Here is a 23,314-nt window from a genome sequence, read left to right on the forward strand (position 1 = left end):
GGAATGGACGGTGGGGGGGCGTGAGAAGCTTGCCGCCAAGGAGTATCGTTACCTCTCGCCGGTGGTTATGGTCCGGAAGGCTGACCGGCGGGTGGTTGCCCTTCATTCGGCGGCCCTGACGAACAAGCCGGCGATCGCGGGGATGCAGCCGATCGTGAACCGTGCGGAGGCGAGTCTGGCGGGTCTTCGGGTTCAGCTTGGACTGGCCTCGGACAGTGAGGTGGAGGCGGTTCTGGTTGCGGCCGAGGAGCGGCTGAGCCTGCTGGCCCGGGAGTCCCTGCTTCGTGAGGCCAGTGAGCGGGTTCTGGGGGCGATGCGGAGTGGTCGTCTGGTTTCGGCGCAGCGTGAGTGGGCGATGTCGCTGGCGATGAAAGACCCGGCGGGTTTTGAGGGGTGGCTGGCGACGGCGCCGCAGGTGGTGGTTCCCGGGCGGACCGATCCGCCGCGTTCGAAGGTGGAATGGGGGCGGGACCGGGAAGCGATCGCCGCCTCGGCGCGGGCCGTGTTTCGGTCGGATCCGAGCCTGGCTTTGCTGACCAGCGAGGAGGCCTGGGTGGGTGAGGCGTTGAGAGATGCTTTTGGAGGTAGCGGTTCCGGCGATTGGTGAGTAATGGGGGAGCGGGGGAGGAGGGGGACGAACGGGATGGCGGGTGCTGTCCGTCGTGGTCAGGTAGAAGGAGGTTGTGGGCGATGCCTTTGACGGCCAATCGGGACTTGGATCGGTACGTGGACCAGGAACTGCGTGCGTTGCCGGTGCGAGCGGGTGCGCGCATCTACAAGGGTGCGTTTCTGGGATGGAACAATGGGCACGTCCGGCCGCTCCTGGCGGGTGATTCATTCGCCGGGATCGCCTATGAGGAGAGGGACAACGCGTCGGGTGGCGACGGTGGGCGGGCGGTTCGGGTATTCACGATGGGGGATTTTGAGCACGTGTTGGCGGGCGCCTCGCGGACGGGCAACCGTTCGGCGGTTTATGCCTCTGCGGACAACGCCCTCACGGCGACGGCCGCGGGGAACAGTTTTGTTGGTTTCCAGCTGGAAGTATGCGGCAGCAACTTAATCCTGCTGCGGATTCAGACGACGCCGACGCCGCTGGCGGGCGGGGTGATGACCGGCGAGCTGGTTTCGGCGGGCATCAAGCACAAGGTGGTGATCAAGGCGAGTGCCGCGAGCATGGTGGTTGGAGCTGGCGATCTGGGAGGCGTGATCCTGGTGACGGGTACGACGGCGGGGGTGCTCGTTTTGCCTGCGGTCGCGACGGCGGGTGCCGGGGCCTGGTGCACGTTCATCAAGAGTGGAGCCTCCGGTCTCTTGACCATCGATCCGAGCGGCGGCGAGCTGATCGACGGAGCGGCGACGCACGCCGAGATGGACTCGAACGGCGACTCGGTGACCGTTTTCTGCGATGGGGCGGGTTGGGTGGTGGTGGCCAAGAAGATCGCCTGAAACCGCTGAGGATCGAGGACGGAGGGTGGATCGAGGAAGCCGTCGGCGGCTCAGGATTGGAGGGCGGCGGGCGTCTTCGGTCGCGGATGACAGATCGGCCAGGAAACACGAAAGGACGTCACACATGGCGGTGATCAACACGGGCTTGCTGACCAAGGGGCTGCGGAGCGAGTTTTTCGATCGCTTCGAGAAGACGGTGGTGTATTACCAGGATCTGGCGACGCGTATTGTGTCCAGTTCGGACGCGGAGACGTATCGCTGGCTGGGGACGGTTCCGCGGATGCGGGAGTGGGGCAACGGCCGGCTGGCCAAGGGGCTTCGGACGGAGCGATACTCGGTGGAGAATCTCAAGTACGAGGCCACGATTGAAGTGGACCGTGACGAGATTGCCGATGACCAGACCGGGCAGATTCGGGTGCGGATCGGCGAACTGGCCCGGCGGGCGGCGACGCACAAGGATTTTCTGATCGGGCAGCTCCTGACCAGCGGTGCGGGCCCGGGGTTTCACGGCTACGACGGGGTACCATTTTTCAGTGGTAGTCACATCTCGGGAGGATCGGGGGCGCAGGACAATGACGTGACCTACGCTGCGGCGGCCGCCGACAATCTGCCGACGACCGACGAGTTCAAAGGCGCCCTGAGGCAGGCGATCGCGGCCATGCTGTCGTTCAAGGATGATCAAGGCGAGCCGTTGCCGGTGGGCATGAACGGGATGGTATGCGTGGTTCCGCCGCCGATGCTGTTCACGGCGATGGAGGCGGTGAGTGCGACGGTGATCAATCAGACCTCGAATGTCATGGCCGGTGCGGCTCGGGTGATTGCCCTGCCCTGGCTGACGTCGGCCACGGTGTGGTATCTGCTCAAGACGGATGGCGTGGTCCGGCCGTTCATTTTCCAGGATCGCGAGCCGGTCGAGTTTGGGGCCCTGGCGGAGGAGAGCGAGGAAGGTTTCAAGCGTGAGAAGTTGCTGTTTGGTGTGCGGGCCCGGTACCGCATGGCCTACGGGTATTGGCAGTACGCGGTGCGGACGACATTCACGTGATCGGCGGGTGACGGCCGAGGGCGGGTGATACACGCGGGATGGCGGATGGCGAGAGCGGCCGGGTTGGGGGGATTGGCCGCCTCGCCTCGGTCATTCCGCGGTTCTGTTGGTTGGGGAAGATGGGGGGATAGGGTTTGGCCTGAGTGGTCCTCTGTTCATATAATGACGCCGCTTGCCACGAGGGTGGGGAATGAAGAGCAGCCTGCCGGGGCCGCTGGCGCCCGTCGGGGAGGAGGTCCGATGCGACGCATTGCGGTGATCAATCAGAAGGGTGGTGTGGGCAAGACGACGACAACGGCGAACGTCGCGGCGGCCCTGGCCCGCGCCGGGCATCGTGTTCTGGTCATCGATCTGGATCCGCAGAGCCACCTCAGTCTTCACCTGGGTGTGGATCCTGCTGCCGGTCGCCCGGGCACCTATGAGCTGCTCACTGGGTTGACCTCGATAGCCAAGTGCCGGGTGAAGGTGGCCAACAACTTGTGGGCGGTCGGGTCGAGCATTGACCTGGCGGCCGCGGAGGTCGAGCTGGTGAGCGTCGTGGGGCGGGAGGTGATTCTGCGCGACCTGCTCGACCAGCATGTCGGGCTGGACAAGGACCCGAAGACGAGCAAGTACGATTATGTTCTGATTGACTGCCCGCCGTCGCTGGGTGTGTTGACGCTCAACGGCCTGTGTGCGGCCCAGGAGGTGGTGATTCCGCTTCAGCCGCACTATCTGGCCCTGCAGGGTTTGAGCAAGCTGCTCGAGACCGTGTTGCTGGTGGGCAAGCGGATCAACGCCGGCTTGAAGGTGGGGGGGGTGGTGATCTGCATGTACGAAGCCGGGACCAAGCTGGCGGCCGAGGTGGTGGACGACGTGAGGGCTTTTCTGGACTCGGCGAAGTCGGCGAACATGCCTTGGTCTTCGGCCCGGCTGTACAAGAGTGTGATTCGCCGAAACATCAAGCTGGCGGAGGCTCCCAGCCACGGGCAGAGCATTTTTGACTATGCCCCGGACAGCAACGGAGCGAAGGACTACGAGGAGTTGGCCGCCGAGATCGACGGCAAGGTGGAGCGGGTTGGTGTGACGGCGACCGCGGGGGTGGAGTCGCCGGTCGCTGACAAGCAGGCGAAGGCGGGGCGGGCTCTGTCCCCGGTATCGAGTGGTGGGATTGAGCCGTCGAGGGTAGCGAGCGTCAAGGAGGAGTGCGCGGCTGGCGGACCCAAGGCCGAGGTTGCTGGGGCGGCGGTGCCGGCGGCTGCCGTTCCGTCGCCGGTGGCCCCGGCGACTGCGGGCGCGGCGGCGCTCTCGGGGGTGAAGGCTGCCCTGGCGGAGCCAATGCACCCGGACGCGCTGGGAGCCGAGGCGGTCAAGCCGAAGCGACGGCCGAGGCGTGTCCGACCTGAGCCGGCGGTGAAGACGGAAGCGATTGAGCCGGTGCCCTCGTCTACGCCGAGGGTGTAGTTTGAGGGGTACCTGCCCGCGGGCTTCTGGTGGCGGGGTGCTGTTGCGTTATGGTCTTGGCGTTCACGGCTTGCGGATCGCCTGTTTGCGGGCAGCTTCGACGGTATTGCGCATGAGCATAGCGACGGTGACCGGCCCGACGCCGCCGGGGACGGGGGTGATGGCCCCGGCCACTTCGCGGACCGCTCTGAAGTCGACGTCGCCGACGGTTCGCGACACCTCGTTGCCGTTGATATCACTGCCCTTGACTCGATTGATGCCGACGTCGATGACCATGGCGCCGGGTTTGACGTGATCGACGGTGATGAGGCCGGCCTTGCCCGCGGCCACGACGAGGAGGTCGGCCCTGCGGGTGTACTCGGCCAGGTCGGGGGTGTGTTCGTTGCAGGCGGTGACGGTTGCGTCCTTCTGAGCGAGGAGGACGCTGATCGGGCGGCCGACGATGGCGCCTTGTCCGACGACGACGGCGTGGATGCCACGGAGGGGCATGTTCAGGGTTTGGACCAGCTCGACGACCGCGAGGGCGGTGCAGGGGGCGATGATCGGCTGGCCGTAGAAGACCAGTCCGATGTTGGCGGGGTTGACGCCCTCGACGTCCTTGTAAGGGTCGATGCGGTATTGCATATCGTGGACATCGATCCAGGTGGGGAGGGGGAGGTGGAGCATGATGCCGGTGATGCCGGGGTCCTGGTTGAAGTCCTGGATTCGGTCGGCGACGCAACTGGCATCACAATCGGCGGGCAGGCGGCTGAGCAGATAGTCGATACCCATGGCCTGGCATTGTTTTTCCTGGGAGCGGGCATAGACCAGGCTGGCGGCGGGCTCGCCGACGAGCAGGGCGGCGAGCTTGAGCCTGCGGCCTTCGGCGGCGAGGGCCGTTGTCTGGCGGCGCACCTCCGCGCGGATCGTTTCCGCCACCTGGTTGCCGTCGATGAGGGTTGCGGTCATGGAGGTCCTTTCAGGCGAGCCGCCCGCAGCATTTCTTGTACTTCTTTTCGCTTCCACAGGGACACGGGTCGTTGCGGCCGATTTTCGGCTGCGAATCGCGGATCGGCGCGGTGGGCGGATCCTCATCGGTGAGGGGGTCGACTTCCTCTTCGTCCTGGTCGTTTCCTTCTTCGTCTGCGAAGTCGTCGCCGATCCCGTTTTCCTCAGCGTCCTCCCAATCCTGGAGCAAGTCGGGCAACTCGGTCTTCCACCAGTCGCGCCAGGATTCCCAGGATTCGGGCAGCCACTTTTCCACCGGGGTGATCCATGACTTGACGAGGTCCTCGGGGAGCGGCTCGGCTTTGCCTTCAAGCTGCTCGATCACGTCGGCGATGTCCGGATTGTCGGTGCGACGGAGGATCTCGCGGAGAAACGGGAGGGAGTCCTTGTCGCCCAGGTCGCTCAGTACGCCGGCCGGTCCGGCGAGGTCGGTCTCCGTATGGGGGCGGGTGAAGAGCTGGCGGAGCATGTTGCGGCAGAATCGGATGACCGAGGCTCGTGTGGGTGGATCGGCCTGTTCGGCGACATCCAGGAGATGGAAAGCGTGGAACCAGCATTGCAGCCGAGTGCCCTGGCTCTCGATCGCCTGCATGACAGGTTCTAGGATGGGGGGGCCCAGGCGACCGGTGGTCTGGACGATGACCTCCATCATGGCGTCGTCATCGATATCGCCCGCGTCGTTGAGCCATTCGAGGAGCTGCCGGGCGAAGTCTTGCCTGGCGGGTTCGCTGAAACGCTCGGCGCCGAGGGCGATGACCGCGAGAACCCCCAGGATGGTCAGATCCGGCTCCTCGCGTTCTCCTGCGCCTTCAACGTAGTCGAATTCCTCCGTTCCGCGGCGGAGCAGCTCGAGGCGGACTTCATCGGAGAAGACGGCGGCGTTGGCCAGGGCGTGAAGGTCGTTCCAGGGAACGTCCTTGCCGTCCATGGCCAGCGACGACCAAGGCAAGTCTGAATGACGGTCCTCCATGGAACGATCTCGCTACAGCTATGCTCAACCCGATGGGCGGATTGGACCATTTTTGCATGACGCACACAAGTCCGCCGGCCCGGCCGCGTTCGAAACGGCTGGGAGTGGTCCTCGGACGCGTTGACCACGGCTGGTGGCCACGGGTCGATCCCGCCGAATGGTGCGTGTACCGTACCCGTGGCAGGCCCGCATGCCAAGGCGGCGGGCGTTTCAGCCGAGGCGCAATCCATGCTGGGGTTGGATGTCGCCGGGGTGAGGGAGAGGGTTGTCAAGATCTGCGCGCGGGCCGGAAGCCGAGGCCCGGCCGCATGTTGCAGGTTGTGGAGGCGGCGGCGACGATTCCGGGATCGAGGCATTACCTGCGGGGTGTGTCTTTGCGATAGCCGCGTACGATCTGTCAGGCTCACGTGAGATACTGTGTGGGGCGGTAATCTGGTATGCTCATGGTCTGGACCCGGGGGCGGCGTCTTGTGTGGCTGGCGTGCTCCCTGGCGCCGACCGCGGAGCCGGGCTTCCGTTGTGTCGCGATGGTTGACAGTGAGGCTTCCTGAGAAGGGATATGGCCGATGCACAGCGAGGCTGCAGGAGTTGACGCCGCCCGTGGGCGAGTGGAGGCGTTCAGCCGTCAGGTCCAAACCATCCGGGGCAGTCTGCATCAAGTGGTGGTCGGTCAGGAGAGGACGGTTGATCTGCTGCTGACCTGTGCGTTGACCGGCTCTCACGCCCTGCTGGTCGGCGTTCCGGGCTTGGCCAAGACGCTGATGGTGAAGGCTCTGGCGGCGACGTTCGACTGGAAGTACGCCCGCGTCCAGTTCACTCCGGACCTTATGCCCGCGGACATCACCGGCTATGAGCTTCTGGGGCGTGAGAGTCAGGGGGGTACGCCTGCGATGGTTTTTCGGCCGGGTCCGGTGTTTGCCAATCTGGTTCTGGCGGATGAGATCAACCGGGCGGCGCCGAAGACTCAGTCGGCGTTGCTGGAAGCCATGGCCGAGAAGCAGGTCACCGTGGGGGGCAAGACCTATGGCCTGGAGGAGCCGTTCCTGGTTGTCGCGACGCAGAATCCGATCGAACAGGAAGGGACTTACCCTCTTCCGGAGGCCCAGCTGGATCGGTTCATGATGGAGATTCGCATCGGCTATCCGCCGCCGGATCAGGAAGTGGCGATTGTGATGAAGACCACTGGTGGGCAGCCGGGGCTGCCGACGCCGGTCCTGGACCGGGCGGGTTTTCTCGGACTGCGGGATCTGGTTTGGGCGGTGCCGGTATCGGCGGGGGTTGCCGGCTACGCCGTGAGCTTGTGCGGGGCGAGCCGGCCGACGGATCCGCGCGCGGATGGTTTCGTCAGGGGTTACGTGGCCTGGGGTGCGGGTCCGCGCGGCTCGCAGAATCTGATCTGGGCGAGCAAGGCCCGGGCGCTGTTGATGGGTCGGACCGCTCCGACGCTTGAGGATGTGCAGGCGGTAGCGCTCCCGGTGCTTCGCCATCGGGTCATTGTGAACCATCGAGCGGTGGGCGACGGGGTTGTGACGGAGGACATCGTCAGGCATCTGCTGGAGGTAGTGCCGCGGGCCGGAGGTTCTGGTTGAGGGCGTTCGCATCGGGGGGGGTAGCCTTGATCGTGCGGTGTTGGCTGGGGTGGGCTCGCGGCCATGCGTCTGGGGCGGCGGTATGGACGGCATTCGGGCAACATGGGTGGGTCGGTTTCTGGACTTGCGAGCCCTGGCGTGCCTGGATCATCTTCGGTTTTCGACCCGGCACCGGATTGAAGGCAGCTACAGTGGCCGTCATCCCTCCCGCCGACAGGGTGGGGCGGGCGAGTTCGTGGATTTCCGTGAGTACGTCGAGGGTGAGGATCTCCGTCGGCTGGACTGGAAAGTTTTTGCCCGGACCGGGCGGGCGTACTTGCGCCTGTACCGGGATGAGACCCATCTGGCGTGCACGCTGGCCATTGATGCCAGTGGGTCGATGCGTTTCGCCGGCTGGGGGTCGGGTGGTGTGCGCGGCTCGAAGCTGGAATACGCCCAATACCTGGCGACGGCGTTGAGTCACATCATTGCTCGCCAGCGGGATCGGGTCGGTTTGGCCCTCCTGGCAGAGGGTTTGGAGGGGTACGTGCCGCCGGGTTCGACTCCGGCTCACGCGGCCGGGATTCAGCAAGCGATCGAGGGAATCGAGACGCGTCCGGTGACCGATCTGGCCACGGGTTTGCGGGAGCTGTTTGGCCGTGTGGTGTCCCGGGGTGTCCTGGTGGTGATGAGTGATTTTCTGGTGGACGATCTCGAGCAGGTCTTCGCCTCGGTCCGGCTGTTCCGGCATCGGCACTGGGAGGTTGTGGTTCTTCATCTGGTTGACCCAGACGAAGAGAGGCTGCCAGAGGGTCTGGGGTATCGGTTCGTCGGGCTGGAGGATGAGGGCCAGGTGGACTGCTCGCCGGCGGAGATAGGCGGGTTATACGAAGAGCGTTTTGCGGCCTACGCGGCGGCGGTTCGCACGCTGGCCCTGGCGGGGGGGTGTGATTACCGGCGGGTTTCGACCGTGGTGCCGTATCTTCGGACGCTGGGCGGGTTCCTGGTGGAGCGGAGCTCGTAGGTCTGGCTGGTGAGGCGTGGAGCGGGTTTTTTTAGGGTCGGATGGTCGACCGATGGCCTGTGGTGTCCTGCTCATCGCGGGCGGCTCTGGGCGAGGAGGGCTGGTGGTGCTTCATCCGTGGGCGGTGGTGTTGGGTGTGCTGGCGGTCGGGCTGCCGGTGTTGATTCACTGGCTGAGCCGGCCGCGCCCGGTCCGACTGCCGTTCTCGGGGCTGCGTTTCATTCGCGGCGCGATTCGTCAGCGGCGAGCGGTTCACCGGCTGCGTGATGGTCTTGTTCTGGGTCTTCGGGTGATGGCGGTGGTGCTGCTGGCCATGGCTATGGCTCGGCCCCTGTGGGGCCCAAGGCTGGAGTCTCTTTATACCTCCGATTGGGGTGGTAGCCGGCAGCGGGTGGTGATTGTGGATGTGAGCGAGAGCATGTCCGCCCGCGAGGGGAGCTTTGAGGTTTTCGAGAGAGCTCGTCCGCTGGCGGCGAAGTATCTGGCGTACGCCGAGGGCTTGCGGGCGAATCTGATCCTGGCCGGCGGCCGGCCGGAGGGGGTGTTTGAGCGGCCGTCGGCCAACGTGGCCGCCTTAAGGGACGCGCTGGCTGGGACTCGGCCCCGCCCGGAACGGCTGAACATCCAGGCCGCGCTGGCCATGGCCGCTCAGATGCTTGGCCAGGTTGCGGAAGCCGGTGTTCCGCGGCGCGAACTGGTGGTGGTCAGTGATTTTCAGAAGACCAGCTGGGCAGAGGCGGATCTTCGGCTGTTGCCCGCGGATACGCTGATGCGGATGGAGTCGGTTGCGCCGGCGAGGGTGCTGGGCAACCTGGCGGTGCTGGGGGTGAGCAGTCCAGGGCGGGTGGAGCGCGGGGCGGAGATCAAGGTCGATGTCGAGGTGGGCAATTTCTCGCCCAGGCCGCGCCAGGTTCAGGCGGACATCACGGTTGCCGGGGCGACCGGTCGGGCGTCCGGTTCATGCCCGGCGTTCGGCCGAACGGTGCTGTCGACCCGGGTGGTGCCGGCTTCGGACGGCTGGCAGGCGGGTGAGGTCCGGCTGGTCGGGATCGACGACGCCCTGCCGGCCGACGACATCCGGCCGTTTGTGCTGGCCGTTCGCGCTCCGACGATCTACGCCCTGGTGACTCGCCAGCGGAACGTGGTGAATGCCACGGCGAGCTATTACCTGGAGCGAGCTCTCGTTCCCAGCGTGGGGGGCGGGGGCGCTGAGGGCGAACGCGTGGTTCGGTGTGATCCCGGGCAGCTTGACCTGGAGGGCATTGCCCCGGCCGATCTGGTCGTTGTTGCCCATCCGGGGCGGCTGGTCGGTAAGGCCGTTGAGTTGCTGGCGTCGCACATGCGTCGCGGCCGATCGCTGGTGTATGTGGCGGCCGAGGCCGTGGACGCCGTCAACCTGAAGCTGCTGGTTGAGGCGGTCGGGGGGGGCCTGCGCATGCCGGTCGAGTTTCTACCGCCGACCGCGGGTCGTCCGCGCCGGGATCTCAAACTGGCGGACGTGCGCCTGGACTCCGCCGCGTTCAGTCTCTACGGGGACGATGTTCGGGCTGCGATCGCCCCGTTGCGGTTCTCGGGCGGTCTGGACACGCGGGTGATCGAGGGAGGGCTGGCTGATGACGTGTGGGGGCGTTACGACGATGGTACGGCATTTCTGGCGGTTGCGAGTCGAGGGGACTCGTGTCTGGCGGTTCTGAACGTGGATCTGGCGGCTTCGAATCTGCCGGTCTCTCCGGTGTTCGTGCCGTTGCTGCATGAGTTGGCGGCTTGGCTGGTAGGTAGCCGGAGCGAGGGTCACGATCTGCTGTGTGGTGAGCCGGCGTCTGTGGTCCTGCCGGTGGAGTTCGCCGGGTTGAGGGCTCTGCGGGTGGTTGCCCCGGCCGGGGTAACCGAACCGGGAGGCCTCGTGGCCGAGGGTGATGGCGTGGTCTACCGTTCTCCGGCCGTCGGCGGGCCGGGCGTGTTTCGGATCGAGAGCGGCGATGCGGCCTGTCTGGCGTTTGCCTCGGTGATTCCGGCTGCCGAGAGTGATCTGCGATGTCTCGATGTGGCCTCGATCAAGGAGGGTTTGTCGACGGGGGGCGAGATCGAGGTGTGTTCGGCGGCGGGCGAGGATGACGGGCGTGATTTCATCTGGGTGTGGCTGGCGGCGGCCTGTGTTGGGTGTTTGCTGCTCGAGCTGGTGGTTCTGAGGGTGATGCGGACGTGACATGGTGACTTTGAGTACGGAACCGCTGTTATCTGGCTGGCTCTGGCTCGCCCTGGTGGCGCTGGGCGTTGTTCTGCTGGGGTGGTACGGGTCGGCTCGTCCGGCTTCGATGAGCCGGCGGAGATGGGTTTGCATGCTGGCCCTGATGGCTGGCGGCTTGGGTGTGGTGCTTGCCCTGCTGCTGAATCCGGTCTGGGTGGAAGAAGTGCCGCCGCCGGAGGGCAAGCCGCTGTTGACGGTGCTGGTGGATTCTTCGGCGAGCATGGCCGCGGTGGACGCGCTGGGGGGCAAGAGTCGTTACGACGAAGGTGTGGCTTTGGCCGCCCGACTGGCCAGGGAGCTGGCCGGCCGGTTCGATGTGCGGGTGCGGGCGTTTGCGGATCGAGTCATGCCGATCGAGGTTCTTGCTGCGGGTTCTTCTCGTGCCGACGGACCGTTGACCGACCTGGTGCTTGCCTTGGACTCGGGCCTGGACGAGGAGTGCCCGCAGGGTCAGGCGATGGTGCTGATCAGCGACGGCATTCACAACGCGGGTGGGGGGGCGAACGCGGTTCTGGGCGGTTCGCGGCGGGCGAAAGCCATGGGGGTGCCGGTCTACTGCCGGACGATCGGCGGCGACGCCGATATCCGGGACCTCTCGGTAGAGCTATGGTCACCTCAGGAGCTGGCTTTCACGGGGCAGCGAGTGACGCTCACCGCCCGGGTTCGCCAGCGGGGCATGGTCGGAGCGCGGACCGCGGTTGCCCTGCGGCTGGACGGGGCCGAGATCGAACGGAAGGAGGTTGTGCTGGCCGCTTCGGAGCCGGTGGTAGTGGGTTTTGATGTGACCCGGCCGCAGAGTGGCTTGTACCGCTATGAAGTTCGGGTTGAGCCTCTGCTGGGCGAGGCGACGGCCGCGAACAACGTCGGGAGCGGACTGCTTCGCGTGGTCAGCGTGCCGATCCGGGTCTTGTTCATAGAGGGCAAGCCTTACTGGGACGGCAAGTTCCTGGTGCGATCGCTGGCCTCGGATCCGCTGGTGGATCTAGACAGTGTGGTTCGGCTCGGCCCCGAGCGTTTCGTGTGGCAGGTTCTGTCGGTCGACCGGGCGAGGCCGGCCGGGCCGCCGGCGGGTCCGGGGCCGGCATCTGGACCGGTGGACGATGCTCCGGCTCCGCGGATGCGGAGCTGGCGGGTGGTGAACGACGGGGGCGTGGTGCTGGCGGGTCCGGAGGGGTTGAAGGGGTACCAGGTTGTCGTTGTGGGGCGTGACGCGGAACCGTTTCTCAGCGAGGCTGGTCTGGAGAATCTGCGTGACTGGATTGCCCACGAGGGCGGGGCGTTGGTGTGTTCGCGTGGTTGTCCTGTGGCCGAGGTCAACCAGCGGTTGGCGAAGCTGCTGCCGGTTGAATGGCTGCCGGCGGGTGAAACGCGGTTTCACCTGCAGTTGACCGATCAGGGGCGGGATTTCAGCTGGCTGTCGGTTGGAGGGGCTGGCGAGGATGCGGCCGAGCTGCCCGATCTTCCCGCCCTGGTGATGGCCGCCCGGGTTGCCCGGGCCAAGCCTCTGGCCTCGGTCCTGGCCACCGCTTCTGGAGGGGCGGAAGCGTCGGGGCGACCGGCGATCAGTTATCAGCCTTATGGTGTCGGGCGGGTGGTGGTGATTGAAGGGGCGGGCATGTGGCGATGGGCGTTTCTTCCGCGCCGCTACCAGGATCAAGAGGGTTTTTACAGGAACCTATGGCACAGCCTGCTGCGCTGGCTTGCCTGCGGCGAAGGGCTGTTGCCGGGGGAGAGCCTGGCCGTCCGGTCCGAGAAGCTGAGCTACACGACGGTGGAGGTCGCCACGGCGCTGCTGCGTGTTCGGGATTCCACCGGGGCCACCCCGACCGTCGAGTTGCTGGCCGAGGGTCAGGCTGAGGCCCGGTCGTTCACGCCGGTCGCGATCAAGGGCGAGCCGGACGTCTTCAGAGTGGTGTTCGGCAGGCTGTCGCCGGGCTGTTACCGGATACGAGCCGGCAGGGCGGCTGGGGGCCGGGCCGGGTCGGAGACGATCTTCGTGGTGTCGGATCCGGTCGACGAGCCGCTGGATCAGAAGGCCCGGCCGGAGCTGATGGCCCGGGTTGCGGAGTTGAGCGGAGGGGCGGTCCTGACAGAGGCGAGCCCGGACGAAGTCGTCGCCCGTTTCCGGGCGCATCAGAATCTGACCCGGACGGTGGCCGTGGGTCGCACAACGGCCTGGGATCGCTGGTGGGTGCTGCTGGCGATCGTGGTTCTCTGGGGTACGAGTTGGGGGCTGCGGCGATCCAGCGGTCTGATCTAGCGCGGTTGGCCGGGCTCGGGTTCGCTGGAGGCATGGCACCGGTGAGGGCGTCTTGCCCGGGTTTTTTCGTTGGTCACCGATCCCTGTCCGGCCGGTGGCGGGAGAGCGTTTCGGGATCGGCGCTCGAGGGACGTGCCGCAGTGCGAGAGCTGCGATGTATGAGGTGGCTGTGAACGCTTCGAGAAGGAACAAGGCATGACCCATTCGGCGCTGGCCGCGGTTTTGCGGGGATTGCGGCGCCGCCTGCTGGCTATTGAGACAGGCGCGGGAGCGGTCTGGACTGCGATCGCCGCGATCGCCTCGCTGCTGGTGTGGATGTGGCTCGATCTGGTGCTCGAACTCGCCCCGCGTGTGCGGGTCGGCTCATGGGTGTTCACCCTGCTGCTGTCCGCAGCGGTGGTGGTCCTGATTCGAGGGGCAGTGCGGCGGCGGTGCGAGGCTTGTTCGCTGGCTCGTCGCCTGGATGCCGTGGCGGGTGCGGGGGGCGAGATTCTGACTGGTGTGGAGCTCATGGCCGAGTTGCGGACCGGGACCAGCGGTTTGGGCGACCCACGTTGGGCGGGTGGGCTGACCGCCGGGCTCGCGGAGATGGCGATCGATCGGGCTGCGGCGCTGGCGAGTCGGGTATCGGCGGTCGAGGCCATTCCGTCGCGGCCGTTGCACCGTCCCGCAGGGCTGTTCGTGTTGCTGCTCATCGGCCTCGTCACCGCGAGTCTGCTGTGGCCGCAGGTGGTTTGCACGCAGGGCTTGCGGTTTGTCGATCCGTACGGTGATCATCCGCCCTATTCGCCCCTTTGGTTTGAGGTGCTGCCGGGCACGACACGGGTGATCTATGGCCAGGGCCTGGATGTCTTGGTTCGCCCTCGCGGCGGTGTTCCCGAACGGGTCGAGCTCGTGCTGCTCGCCGTGGATTCGGCCGAGGCCGAGGTGTTGCCTATGTTCCCCGAGTCGAGCGGCTTGTGGCGTGCGACCCTCGCCAATCTGACCCGTCCTCGGCGCTACTACGTGCGCGCCGCCCGTTCCCGGAGCCGTCAGTATGACATTGGGATCCAGATGGTGCCTCGGCTCGACGTGGTTCGATTCAGAATCACGCCGCCCGCCTACTCCCGCCGGGCGAGCGAGGAAGGGGAGTTGCCGCCGCGCGGTCTTAGCGGGCTGCCGGGGACCCGGATCCAGGTGTGGGCGAAGAGCAACCGGCCGCTGTCGGGCGGAAGGGTTAATTTCATCACCCCTTCGACAGCGTCGGCCCCGGCACGGGTGGTGAGTCTGGATCGCACCGCGGATCCGAACGAAGTGACCGGTGTGGTCACCCTTCTGTCCTCGGGCCAGCTCGCGATATGCGTCACCGATACCGATGGCCAATCGTCGTCGCAGGCGTTCACGGTTCCGGTGACGGTGGTACCGGACGAGCGGCCGGCCATTCGGATGGCAGCCCCGCCGGCCGAGTCGCTGGCCACACCGACGGCGGTGATACCGTTGCTGCTGGCCGCCGAGGATGACTGCGGCATCTCGCGTGTACAGCTCTTCCGGAGCCTGAACGACTCCCGCCCGCTGCCTATGGACGTGCCGCTGTCCGGCGTGCCGACCCGATGGTCGAACACGATCGAGCTTCGCCTGGCGTCGCATGGACTCGCTCCGGGGGACGAGATCAGGCTGTCTGCCCGGGTGGAGGACAATGATCCTGACGGCGCCAAGGTCGGCGAGAGCACCATTGCGAGGATACACATCGTCGCCCAGGCGGACTTCGAGCGACTGGTCGGAATCCAGGGCGGACTGGAGTTGACGGCCGGCGAGCCCGGCATCGGCGTGGCCCAGGCGATGGAGGCGATCAGGAAGGCCGCCGGCAAGTGCGGTGCGGGTCGCGAGGTGATCGGCACCGAAGCGAGCGAACCGCTGGAGTACCTGGCGGCCGTCTATCCGCTGATCGAGGGCGAGGCCCGGTACGTCGCCCTCCACGGACGGCAGGTCGAGGTGACGAAGTGCCTGGCGGCCCTCAAGGATCACGAGCGGGAGACCGATGTCGCGGTGAGGGCTCGAATGCGCGATGTGGAGGTCGAGCAGGGACAGGTGCACGATGCTCTGTACGGCTTGCTGATTGATATCGAGGATCGCATCACCGCCCTGCCTGGTGACGAGAGGCTTGGCGAACTGCGGGAGACGGCCGCGGCGTTCGTTCAGGACGTCCGGGCCAGTCGAGTATTGCCCGCGATGTCCGAGGCTCAGGCGGCCCTGCTGGGCTTCTCTGGCGCCTGTGCCTATCGGGCGGCGACCGAGGCGAAGGAGGCGATGGCCCGGTTCATCGCCCGCGGCCGGGGCATGGGCCAGTTGGGTCGGACGGGTCTCACGTTCCGGCCCCCATTGTCCAGCGGCATGGGTAGCACCCTCGAGCAGCTTCTCAGTCAGGCCGGGTTTTCCCCCCTGGGCCAGGGAGAGACTGTGGCCGGCAGCGGTTACAGCGTTCAACGCAGCCTGCTGCAGGACATGGGCATGTACGGAGACTTGTCGGCCGTAGCGAGCGTCGCCCAGGGCGGATCACGGCGCGGCCGCGTGGTCGATGCGACGCAGGTGGGTGGGGCGAGTTCGGGTCAGGCGATTGCGTCGCCCGGTGAAAGACCGGGGATGGACTACGTGGCCGGTGGCGATCGTTTCCTGGCGGTACCGGTTCAGTATCGGCGTAAGGTTGGTCAGTATTTCGAGCGGATCGCCGAGGAAATGCCCGACCGCCGGCCGGCTCTGAGATCGAGGTGAGGTATGGGATTACACAGCGCCAATCGACGGAATGCCGGGCAGGCCCGGGCGTCGTTTCGGTCGGTCGGTCTTGCGGCGACGGTGTTCTGTCTGTGCGGCGGATGGCTGGCGGTTTCCTATGCCCAGTCGTCCGGCCGCGGGCTCGCTCCGGCGGCCCCCGGGACACGTCCAGCCACCGCGGGTCAACCGGCGGTCGTCAAGCCGTCAGCCACCCGTCCCGCGGCCAGCCGACCTGCCGCCCGGGCGCACGTTCTCGAGCCGAAGCAGGTTGGCGGCGAGCCGGACAGCATCGTGCAGGTTGCCAACCTCATCTACGCGGGCAGCAGGAGCAGCAAGTGTTTCTCCGATCACTTCCTGATTCAGGCGGAGAAAGAATCGGTCATTTCGACGAGTCGCAGGTTCCATGCGGTGAAGCTCGATTCCGACGAGCTGTTCGGCTTCCCGCTGGTGATCATGACGGGTGAGGGCCCCTTCGGGCTGGGCGATGCGGAACGGGAGAATCTGCGGACCTTCGTGATGAATGGCGGTTTCCTGTTGGCGTCGGCGGGTTGTTCATCGCCGGAATGGGATCGCTGCTTCCGTGTGGAACTGGCCCGCGTGTTTCCGGAGAACTCGCTGGAAGTGATAGAGATGGAGCACCCGGTGTTCCACACCGTGTACGACATCACCGCGCTCACCGCCCATCAGGGTCTGCCGAAGCCACTGGAGGGAATCGTGGTGCGCGGGCGTCTGGGTGTTCTGTACTCGCAGGAAGGTCTCAACGACACGGCCCACGCGCAGGGTTGCTGTTGCTGCGGCGGCAACGAGATCACCAACGCGCTCCAGGTCAACGTCAATATCCTCGGGTATGCGTTAGCGTACTAAGGGCGGGTGCCGGCCCCGTGTGGCCCCGGCGAGTGGGCCTGGTTCGGGCGTTGTCCGCGGTCGCCGATCACCGTCTCGCGGTGCGGCTTCAAGGATGCGGGACGCGAAGCGGTGTGCGATGTGTTGATGACGGCAGGATGATGAAACTGGGACGATGGCGATGCGGCGACTGGTTTTCAGCGTGATTCTCGGCACGGGCCTGTTGTTCGGGCCGGTGTCACCTCGCCTTCCTGCCTGCGGCCTAAACATCGATGACCACGCGCTGGTGGCCGGGTTGCAGCACCAGCACGGGCAGGCATCGGTGCCTCCGTCGGCGGATCTCACCTCAACGGAACCACCGAGCGCCGAGGCCGTTGCCTCCCTGGTTCAGGAGCTCGGGAACCGGGACCCGGTGATTCGTGAAGCCGCCATTCGACGTCTTGCGGCTCATCCGAAGGAAAGCGCGGTGGCGGTGGTCGAGGCCTTGACCCGGGAGCGGCTGGCCGTGCGGCTCGCGGTGATGGAGCTGCTCGTCCTGTGGAAGGCGCCTGTGGGGGACATGGATCCCTGGCGCCCGGAGACGTTCAGCGACGATCTTCTCAAGGCACTCAGTGAGTGGGCGGCCGCGCCCGGCAAGCAGCCCGGCAGCCGGCCGGCCGAGCTGAGCGATGAGGAGCGGGCGAGTGTTGCCCGAGACCTCGCCGATCTGATGCGAGCCCGGAGCCCGACCGAGGTCCAGGCGATTCGCGAGCGGCTGGCCCGCTTTGGTGTTGTGCTGCTGCCTGAGGTCTGTGCCCGGCTCGGGGCCGTGGAGGACGATGAGGCCCGCGAGCGGCTGACGGCGCTTCGCTACCGACTTGCGGCCAGCGATGTTCTGGCTCTGCGCTGGCCATCGGGCTTTGACCGGTTGGCGTCGATGGACGCTGGCACCCGTCGGCGGGCGGCCGAGGAACTTGGCCGTTTCGCCGGTCCTGCGGACGTGTCCCTGCTGCTCGAGTTGTTCAGCGGTCCGGACGCCCTGGTCCGCGAGATCGGTCTTCGCCTGCTGAACGAGATGGGCGGTGCGCAGACCGCTGACGCTTGGGTCCGACTGCTTGCTGACCCCGAGCCGAACGTTCGGGCCGCGGTCCTCAAGCAGTTGGCGGAAGAGCCCTCTGCATCCCTCGTTTCGGCAATCGCCGAGTATGTGGCCGGCGAATCCGATCCCGATCTGATCGTGCACGCGGTCCGAGCGTTGCGCGCCGCCCGGAGCCAGGCGGCGGCCGCTTGCCTGATCAGCCTGCTGAAGAACCCCGCCTGGCAGGTGCGCGCCGAAGCTGCCGAGGCTCTGAGCGCCATGCCGACTGGATCCTCGGGCATGAGCGGTGCGGAGGCGGCCGATGTGCACGCAGCCCTGATCGGGCTGCTCGAGGACCAGGATGGATTCGTGGTCAGTCGGGCCGTCGCCGGTTTGCGTGGAACGGGGTCAGTGGCCGCGGTCGAGCCTCTGGTCAGAGCTGCGGGCGCTCATCCCGAACTGGCCGCCGAGATCGTGGCAGGCCTGGCGAGCGACGCGAGCCTGAGGAGCAAGGCCGTCGTTCATCTCCGATCGTTCTGCACGCATGCCGACCCCGCGGTCCGAGCCGCGGCCATCGCCGGCCTGGGTGGCGCTGCCTCCGACGCGATAGAGAAGGAAATACTGGTTGCGCTGGCCGACCCGGAGAGCCCGGTTCGCATCGCCGCCGCCAACGCGCTGTTCCAGATCATGGATGCACGCCGGTTATCTTCGGACCGGTGCTTCCTGGCGGTGGGAAGACCCTCCTGTTCTCTGGGCAGCCAGGGCGGGCCGTCGAGATGGGATCCAGGGGAGGCCTCTGCGGTCGCCGATTCCGGAAGCGAACCGTCAGGTGCGGCTCGGGGCATCGACACTCAGCCTGCCCCGACGCCGCCGGGCAGGACTCAGCCTGACGACCGCGGGAGGGTCTTCAAGAGTTTGGCCATCGAGGATCCCTTGATCGCAGGGTGGCGATCCGGCCGGAGCCGACCCTTGTGGATGACTGCCACGATTCCCTTGTTGGAGAACATGCTCGCGGCTCCGCAGGTCGATGAGCGCGTCGCTGCCTGCCGCCCGCTGGTTGCGCTGGGTCGGGAGGACCTTGCCCTCCCGGTCTTGTTGGCCGCTGTCCGTGTCACCGAGTCCGGTTACGCTCGCATTGTTGCGATCCTGCCCTGGCTGCCGATCGAGGCGCGGCGTGAGTTCCTCGAGCAGTTGCGGCAAATGAAGCCCGATGGTGAGGCCCTCACGGCCCTCGTTTCGGCGATCGCCCAGGTGCCGGACGACGATGCCGATGGTCCTTTGTGGGCCCTGCTGGCCAGTCCGACGGCCGATATCGAAGTCGGCGCCCAGGCGTTTATCGGCTTGGTCAAAGTCTACTTCGGCGACGACAACTTTGACCCGCCGGCCATCCCGGTGGCCCAGCGCCGATACGTGACGATTGTCGCCCAGGACAAGGTTGCCTCGGGCCCGCCCATGCAGCGGTTGATCGCCTTGGCTCTGCTCTTGGGGACTGGGCCCGAAGTTGCCGGTGAAGTTGCCGGCAGGATGTTCGAAGATGCTTCACTTCCGAACAATGTCCGTGCGGATGCATTTCAGGCGTGGCTCCTGAGTCGGCAGAGCGGGAGTGCAAGAGAGCTGGCCGTGGCCAACATGACGCACCCCTTGGTCGAGGTTCGCCGCCTGGCCCTGGCCTACCTGAGTCTGGGTCCCAACGCCCTGTTGCATCTGCGGAACCGGATCTGGCTGTACAGTGCGGCGTGGTCCGGGGATGTAGAGTCCGGGTACGACGTCAACGGCAGGATCAGCCTTCAGCCGCCCAGGCCGCTCCGGGCGGCGATGCTGCGGCCGATGCTCACCGATCCTGATCCGCAAGCGGCCGCCTACGCGGGTTATCTGGTCAGTCTGTTCAGCCGGCCGGAGGGGCTGGCTCCCCTGGTTTCCTACTGGCGGGCTCATGCCAGGAGCGACGAGGCCTGGACGCGGTTGGTCTATCGGGCCGCGGCCGCGGTCAACAACGAGCAGCTGGTTCCGCTTCTGGAGGAGATCTACGGCCGGTACAGGAAGGACGACAACGCCGTTCGCGAGTTCTACTGGACGATCCAGACCATGGCGCCCGGCGACAAGATCCAGGCGCTGCGGGCCCGAATCCGTGACGAGGTGGGCATGGACTGGTTGAGATGACGTGGTGGGGTCGGTGATAGCGACCCGGGTGGGCGCCGGGGGCGGCGCGTCGTGGACCGAGAGGAGCGGCCGCAGGCAGGGGAGTTCCGGGTTGCCGCAGCCGGGCTTGAAGGGCGGCTCCCGTGGGCGGCCTTGAAGGTTTGGGCATCGCCGACATCTCTCGACATTTCGGCCTATCGCGGCCATGCTACCGGGCATGGATCGTGACGAAGTCTGCTCGAAGTTCCTCGAGTCGCTGAGGTTTGAGCTCTATCTCTTCCAGGAGGAGGCCCTGCTGGCGTGGTTCGGTTCGGCCGGCGGGGTCATGGTCTGCGCCCCGACCGGCATGGGCAAGACCCTGATTGCCGAGGCGGCGGTTTTCGAGGCCCTTCACACCCGCAAGCGGCTGTACTACACCACGCCGCTCATTGCTCTGACCGACCAGAAGTTTCGCGAGATGCAGGATCTGGCCGAGAGGTGGGGATTCTCGCGCGACGACATCGGGCTCATCACCGGCAACCGCCGGGTCAACCCTGACGCGACCGTCAGGGTGGTGGTGGCCGAGATCCTGCTCAACCATCTGCTCTCGACGGACACCGCGCTTTCCGGCCTGGTGGACGTGGGAGCGGTGGTCATGGACGAGTTTCACAGCTTCAACGATCCGGAGCGGGGTGTTGTCTGGGAGCTCTCGCTCGTTCTGCTGCCCAAGCACGTTCGGGTCATGCTGCTGTCGGCCACGGTGGGCAACCCGTACGACTTTTGCCGCTGGCTGCGCGTGCAGCACGAGCGTGACCTGACCATGGTGCTGTCCAATGAGCGTCGTGTGCCGCTCGAGTTTGTCTGGGTCGGCGACAAGCTTCTGACCGAGCATCTGCTGTCCATGGTTTCGGCCGACGATGTCGAGAACCGCACGCCCGCGCTGGTCTTCTGCTTCAACCGTGACGAATGCTGGGAAGTGGCGGAGCAGATGAAGGGTTTGTCGCTGGTGACCGCCGCCGTCCGGACGCAGATCGAGGCGTACCTGGACACGGTCAGGGGCGATCTGGAGGACGGGGTGGGGCCGAAGCTGCGCCAGATGCTGCTTCGCGGCGTGGGCGTGCACCATGCGGGCGTGTTGCCCAAGCACAAGGAGATCGTCGAGGAGTTGTTCAACCGCAAGCTGGTGCCGTTTGTGATCTGTACGGAGACCCTGGCCGCGGGCGTCAATCTGCCCGCCCGGTCGGTGGTTTTGAGCACTCTGCTCAAGGGCAAGCGTGGCGAGAAGAAGCTGGTGGCCTCGAGCAGTGCCCATCAGATGTTCGGGCGTGCCGGCCGGCCGCAGTTCGACACCAAGGGCTACGTTTTCGTCGTGGCCCACGAAGATGACGCCAAGCTGGCCAAGTGGCACAAGAAGTTCGACCAGATCGACCCGCGCTCCAAGGATCCGGGCATTCTCCGGGCTCGCAAGGAGCTGGAGCGGAAGAAGCCCGCGCGCCGCAAGACCGAGCAGTACTGGCACGAGGGCCAGTTCAAGCAGCTCATCGAGGCCGGGCCCGCCCGGCTCTACAGCCGCTCGATGATCCCGTACCCGGTCTTGTGCTACCTGTTGACCAAGACCGGGGCGCAGCAGGCGGTGCGTTCGTTCCTGTCCAAGCGGTTCGAGACCGTCGAGCACATCGAGCGCTGGCAGGAGCAGCTCGGGTTCATGCTCAACAATCTGGCCGGCTTCGGTTACCTAACCCGATCCGAGGACGGCGATCGCGTCACCCTGGACGACAGCATTTACAGGCTGCTCAGCTTCCGGAGCGTGGATCCGCTGTACGGCATGTTCCTGGTCGAGCAACTGGTGCGTAGCAGTTTTGAGGAGAAGGTCATGGCCCTGGAGTCGGTGCTCCAGGTTCCGCCGGTGATCGAGCGCCACGTGCGCATTCCGGAGGATTTGCCGCCCGGTCCGCTTCAGACTCAGGTCATTGAGCCGCTGCTGATTCAGATGGGTGTGGTTGTTGCCCAGGTCAATGCGGGGGCCGACGACGATGACGACGACTACGGAGTCGAAGGGCTGCTGGCCGAGGAGGAGCAGCGTCCGCCGACGTTTCCGGAGATGCTGAAGATCGTGTTCGAGGCTCGGCTGGCCGCTCCGGAACCGGTGTTCGTGCAGCCCAAGTGGATCGGCGGGGCCCTGCCCGACGTGGTGGGTGACTTCTACAAGCTGGTCAAGTCCCGCGATCTGGTCAAGCAGGAAGGGCTGATCCTGCGGCACCTGCTGCGACTGGTTATCCTGGCCGGCGAGTTCTACCTCCACACCGAGGATCCGGATTACCAGCGTATTGCCGAGCTTGCCACCGCGGCCTGCCGCCGGGTCGATCCGCGCTACACCGACCGGTTCCTGGAGCAGGCGGCGGAGGTGCGGAAGCTGACGCCGGGGTGATGCGGAGGTGGAGTGGCGCAGGGCGTCCTGCTCGGTTCTCCGCGGGGCGGGCGGTGTTCATCGATAGGAGCCGCCCAGCACCGCGTGGCGTTCTCTGGAGAAACTGTCCTTGAGTCGTTCGCACGCCGCCTGCAGGTTCATCAGTTCTTCCTCGAGCGGGCACAGATTGGGTGGCTCGGTGTTTGGGGTCCGCAAGGCCTTGCCGACGTCGAGGGCGAATGCGCCGAAGCGTTCGGCGCCCAGTCTGATACACTCCACCGCCATGTTGTCCAGCTGTTCTGCGGCCTTCATGCGGTCGTTGTGTTGAGCTGCCTCGCGGACCTCGGCCAGGTGGCTGTCGAGCACCACCACGTACTTGGTGAGCAGTTCGAGGTAGCGCGGGGGTGTCAGGCACAGGCGTTGGATGGCGGCTTCGGGGTTGGTCACGGAGCCGGTGACGTTGCACCGGAGGGCTCGTCGCAGCGTGTCCAGCACGTTGGCGGCGACGTAAGGCTTGAGCAGCTAGGCGGAGATCTGCAGTGCTGCCAGGGACAGGATCATCTCGCGGTTTCGCACGCTGGAAATCATGGCCACGCGCATGCTGCGCCATCGCGGATCGGATCGCATTCGCTGGACGAGTTCGTGACCGTTCAATCGGGGCATCTTGATGTCGAAGAGGCACAGATTCGGCTCCAATCCGCCCTCCAGCAGATCCCAGGCGGCCTGGTCGTCCCGAGCCTCGGTGATCTGCCACGTCGGCTCGGCCTTGAGGATGTGGCGAAGAGCGATGCGCGAGGTCGCGTCGTCGTGGGCATGGAGTATCTTCATGGCTTCGCCTCTCCTGCGTCTGAGGGTGGGCTAGAAGTGGCAGTTGACGCACTTGTTCTTATCGACGTCGATCACCTGCGGCTGGGTACGCGTCGCACGCCCCGTGGGATCCATACGGTCTCCTCAGTCGTGGTCCGGCCGGCTTGCCGTGCAGAATGCCCCTTGTTCATCGGTTGGCGGATGGCCCATGCTGAGCAAACGGTGAGCCAGGGCCCGGGGGGGCGGCTCGGGTCGGTGATCGGGTGCATCTGGTGCAGGGGGAGCCGGAGAGGCAGGTCTGATAATCTCGCCAACGGTGTATGGGAGGGTGATCCGCGGAATTGCC

General features: G+C 66.1%; 14 protein-coding genes and 2 pseudogenes. 12 read left to right on the forward strand and 4 right to left on the reverse strand.

Features of this window, described 5'->3' with window-relative positions; all coding sequences use genetic code 11:
- The 4 genes and pseudogenes from KA354_19025 to KA354_19040 all read left to right on the forward strand — a co-directional run.
- Positions 1-607: hypothetical protein (locus KA354_19025; protein MBP7936741.1), on the forward strand; the 607-nt coding region annotated here is incomplete at its 5' end.
- 83 nt (positions 608-690) lie between these two features.
- On the forward strand, positions 691-1,446 hold the full coding sequence (locus KA354_19030) for a hypothetical protein (GenBank protein MBP7936742.1): 756 nt from the start codon (positions 691-693) through the stop codon (positions 1,444-1,446).
- A 124-nt stretch (positions 1,447-1,570) separates the two neighbouring features.
- On the forward strand, positions 1,571-2,488 hold the full coding sequence (locus tag KA354_19035; protein ID MBP7936743.1) for a Mu-like prophage major head subunit gpT family protein: 918 nt from the start codon (positions 1,571-1,573) through the stop codon (positions 2,486-2,488).
- A 240-nt stretch (positions 2,489-2,728) separates the two neighbouring features.
- Positions 2,729-3,532, forward strand: a pseudogene (locus KA354_19040) (ParA family protein).
- Between the two features lie 462 nt (positions 3,533-3,994).
- Here the strand turns inward: KA354_19040 and KA354_19045 are convergent.
- Positions 3,995-4,879 (reverse strand): bifunctional 5,10-methylenetetrahydrofolate dehydrogenase/5,10-methenyltetrahydrofolate cyclohydrolase, encoded by an 885-nt coding sequence (locus KA354_19045; protein ID MBP7936744.1) that lies wholly within the window; start codon positions 4,877-4,879, stop codon positions 3,995-3,997.
- A 10-nt stretch (positions 4,880-4,889) separates the two neighbouring features.
- A pseudogene (locus KA354_19050) lies at positions 4,890-4,982 on the reverse strand (SEC-C domain-containing protein).
- Positions 4,983-6,454: 1,472 nt separating this feature from the next.
- On the opposite strand from KA354_19050, the gene KA354_19055 reads away from it, so the two are divergent.
- From KA354_19055 to KA354_19090, 8 genes are all read left to right on the forward strand, one after another.
- Complete coding sequence (locus tag KA354_19055; GenBank protein MBP7936745.1) at positions 6,455-7,477, forward strand: MoxR family ATPase; 1,023 nt, start codon at positions 6,455-6,457, stop codon at positions 7,475-7,477.
- Positions 7,478-7,559: 82 nt separating this feature from the next.
- On the forward strand, positions 7,560-8,480 hold the full coding sequence (locus tag KA354_19060; protein MBP7936746.1) for a DUF58 domain-containing protein: 921 nt from the start codon (positions 7,560-7,562) through the stop codon (positions 8,478-8,480).
- A gap of 52 nt (positions 8,481-8,532) precedes the next feature.
- The gene (locus KA354_19065) at positions 8,533-10,686 is read left to right on the forward strand and encodes a BatA and WFA domain-containing protein (GenBank protein ID MBP7936747.1); all 2,154 of its coding nucleotides are present in this window, start codon (positions 8,533-8,535) and stop codon (positions 10,684-10,686) included.
- A 1-nt stretch (position 10,687) separates the two neighbouring features.
- The gene (locus tag KA354_19070; protein MBP7936748.1) at positions 10,688-12,988 is read left to right on the forward strand and encodes a hypothetical protein; all 2,301 of its coding nucleotides are present in this window, start codon (positions 10,688-10,690) and stop codon (positions 12,986-12,988) included.
- A gap of 195 nt (positions 12,989-13,183) precedes the next feature.
- Positions 13,184-15,736: a hypothetical protein gene (locus tag KA354_19075; protein ID MBP7936749.1), complete on the forward strand. Its 2,553-nt coding sequence runs from the start codon at positions 13,184-13,186 to the stop codon at positions 15,734-15,736.
- A 3-nt stretch (positions 15,737-15,739) separates the two neighbouring features.
- Positions 15,740-16,600, forward strand: a complete 861-nt coding sequence (locus tag KA354_19080) for a DUF4159 domain-containing protein (GenBank protein MBP7936750.1) — start codon at positions 15,740-15,742, stop codon at positions 16,598-16,600.
- 154 nt (positions 16,601-16,754) lie between these two features.
- Positions 16,755-19,796: a HEAT repeat domain-containing protein gene (locus KA354_19085; protein ID MBP7936751.1), complete on the forward strand. Its 3,042-nt coding sequence runs from the start codon at positions 16,755-16,757 to the stop codon at positions 19,794-19,796.
- A gap of 184 nt (positions 19,797-19,980) precedes the next feature.
- Positions 19,981-22,182, forward strand: coding sequence for a DEAD/DEAH box helicase (locus tag KA354_19090; GenBank protein MBP7936752.1), 2,202 nt, complete (start codon positions 19,981-19,983; stop codon positions 22,180-22,182).
- A gap of 57 nt (positions 22,183-22,239) precedes the next feature.
- On the opposite strand, the gene KA354_19095 is transcribed toward KA354_19090, so the two are convergent.
- Together KA354_19095 and KA354_19100 are read right to left on the reverse strand one after the other, a co-directional pair.
- On the reverse strand, positions 22,240-22,656 hold the full coding sequence (locus KA354_19095; protein ID MBP7936753.1) for a hypothetical protein: 417 nt from the start codon (positions 22,654-22,656) through the stop codon (positions 22,240-22,242).
- Between the two features lie 27 nt (positions 22,657-22,683).
- Complete coding sequence (locus KA354_19100) at positions 22,684-22,989, reverse strand: response regulator (GenBank protein MBP7936754.1); 306 nt, start codon at positions 22,987-22,989, stop codon at positions 22,684-22,686.
- Between the last annotated feature and the right edge of the window lie 325 nt (positions 22,990-23,314).

This window comes from Phycisphaerae bacterium (assembly GCA_018003015.1).
GTDB lineage: Bacteria > Planctomycetota > Phycisphaerae > UBA1845 > PWPN01 > JAGNEZ01.

Bases quoted from the DNA above. Each gene is read 5' to 3' on its own strand.
- KA354_19030 (MBP7936742.1), top strand. From the start codon at position 691: ATGCCTTTGACGGCCAATCGGGACTTGGATCGGTACGTGGACCAGGAA.
- KA354_19035 (MBP7936743.1), top strand. From the start codon at position 1,571: ATGGCGGTGATCAACACGGGCTTGCTGACCAAGGGGCTGCGGAGCGAG.
- KA354_19045 (MBP7936744.1), bottom strand. From the start codon at position 4,879: ATGACCGCAACCCTCATCGACGGCAACCAGGTGGCGGAAACGATCCGC.
- KA354_19055 (MBP7936745.1), top strand. From the start codon at position 6,455: ATGCACAGCGAGGCTGCAGGAGTTGACGCCGCCCGTGGGCGAGTGGAG.
- KA354_19060 (MBP7936746.1), top strand. From the start codon at position 7,560: ATGGACGGCATTCGGGCAACATGGGTGGGTCGGTTTCTGGACTTGCGA.
- KA354_19065 (MBP7936747.1), top strand. From the start codon at position 8,533: ATGGCCTGTGGTGTCCTGCTCATCGCGGGCGGCTCTGGGCGAGGAGGG.
- KA354_19070 (MBP7936748.1), top strand. From the start codon at position 10,688: ATGGTGACTTTGAGTACGGAACCGCTGTTATCTGGCTGGCTCTGGCTC.
- KA354_19075 (MBP7936749.1), top strand. From the start codon at position 13,184: ATGACCCATTCGGCGCTGGCCGCGGTTTTGCGGGGATTGCGGCGCCGC.
- KA354_19080 (MBP7936750.1), top strand. From the start codon at position 15,740: ATGGGATTACACAGCGCCAATCGACGGAATGCCGGGCAGGCCCGGGCG.
- KA354_19085 (MBP7936751.1), top strand. From the start codon at position 16,755: ATGGCGATGCGGCGACTGGTTTTCAGCGTGATTCTCGGCACGGGCCTG.
- KA354_19090 (MBP7936752.1), top strand. From the start codon at position 19,981: ATGCTACCGGGCATGGATCGTGACGAAGTCTGCTCGAAGTTCCTCGAG.
- KA354_19100 (MBP7936754.1), bottom strand. From the start codon at position 22,989: ATGAAGATACTCCATGCCCACGACGACGCGACCTCGCGCATCGCTCTT.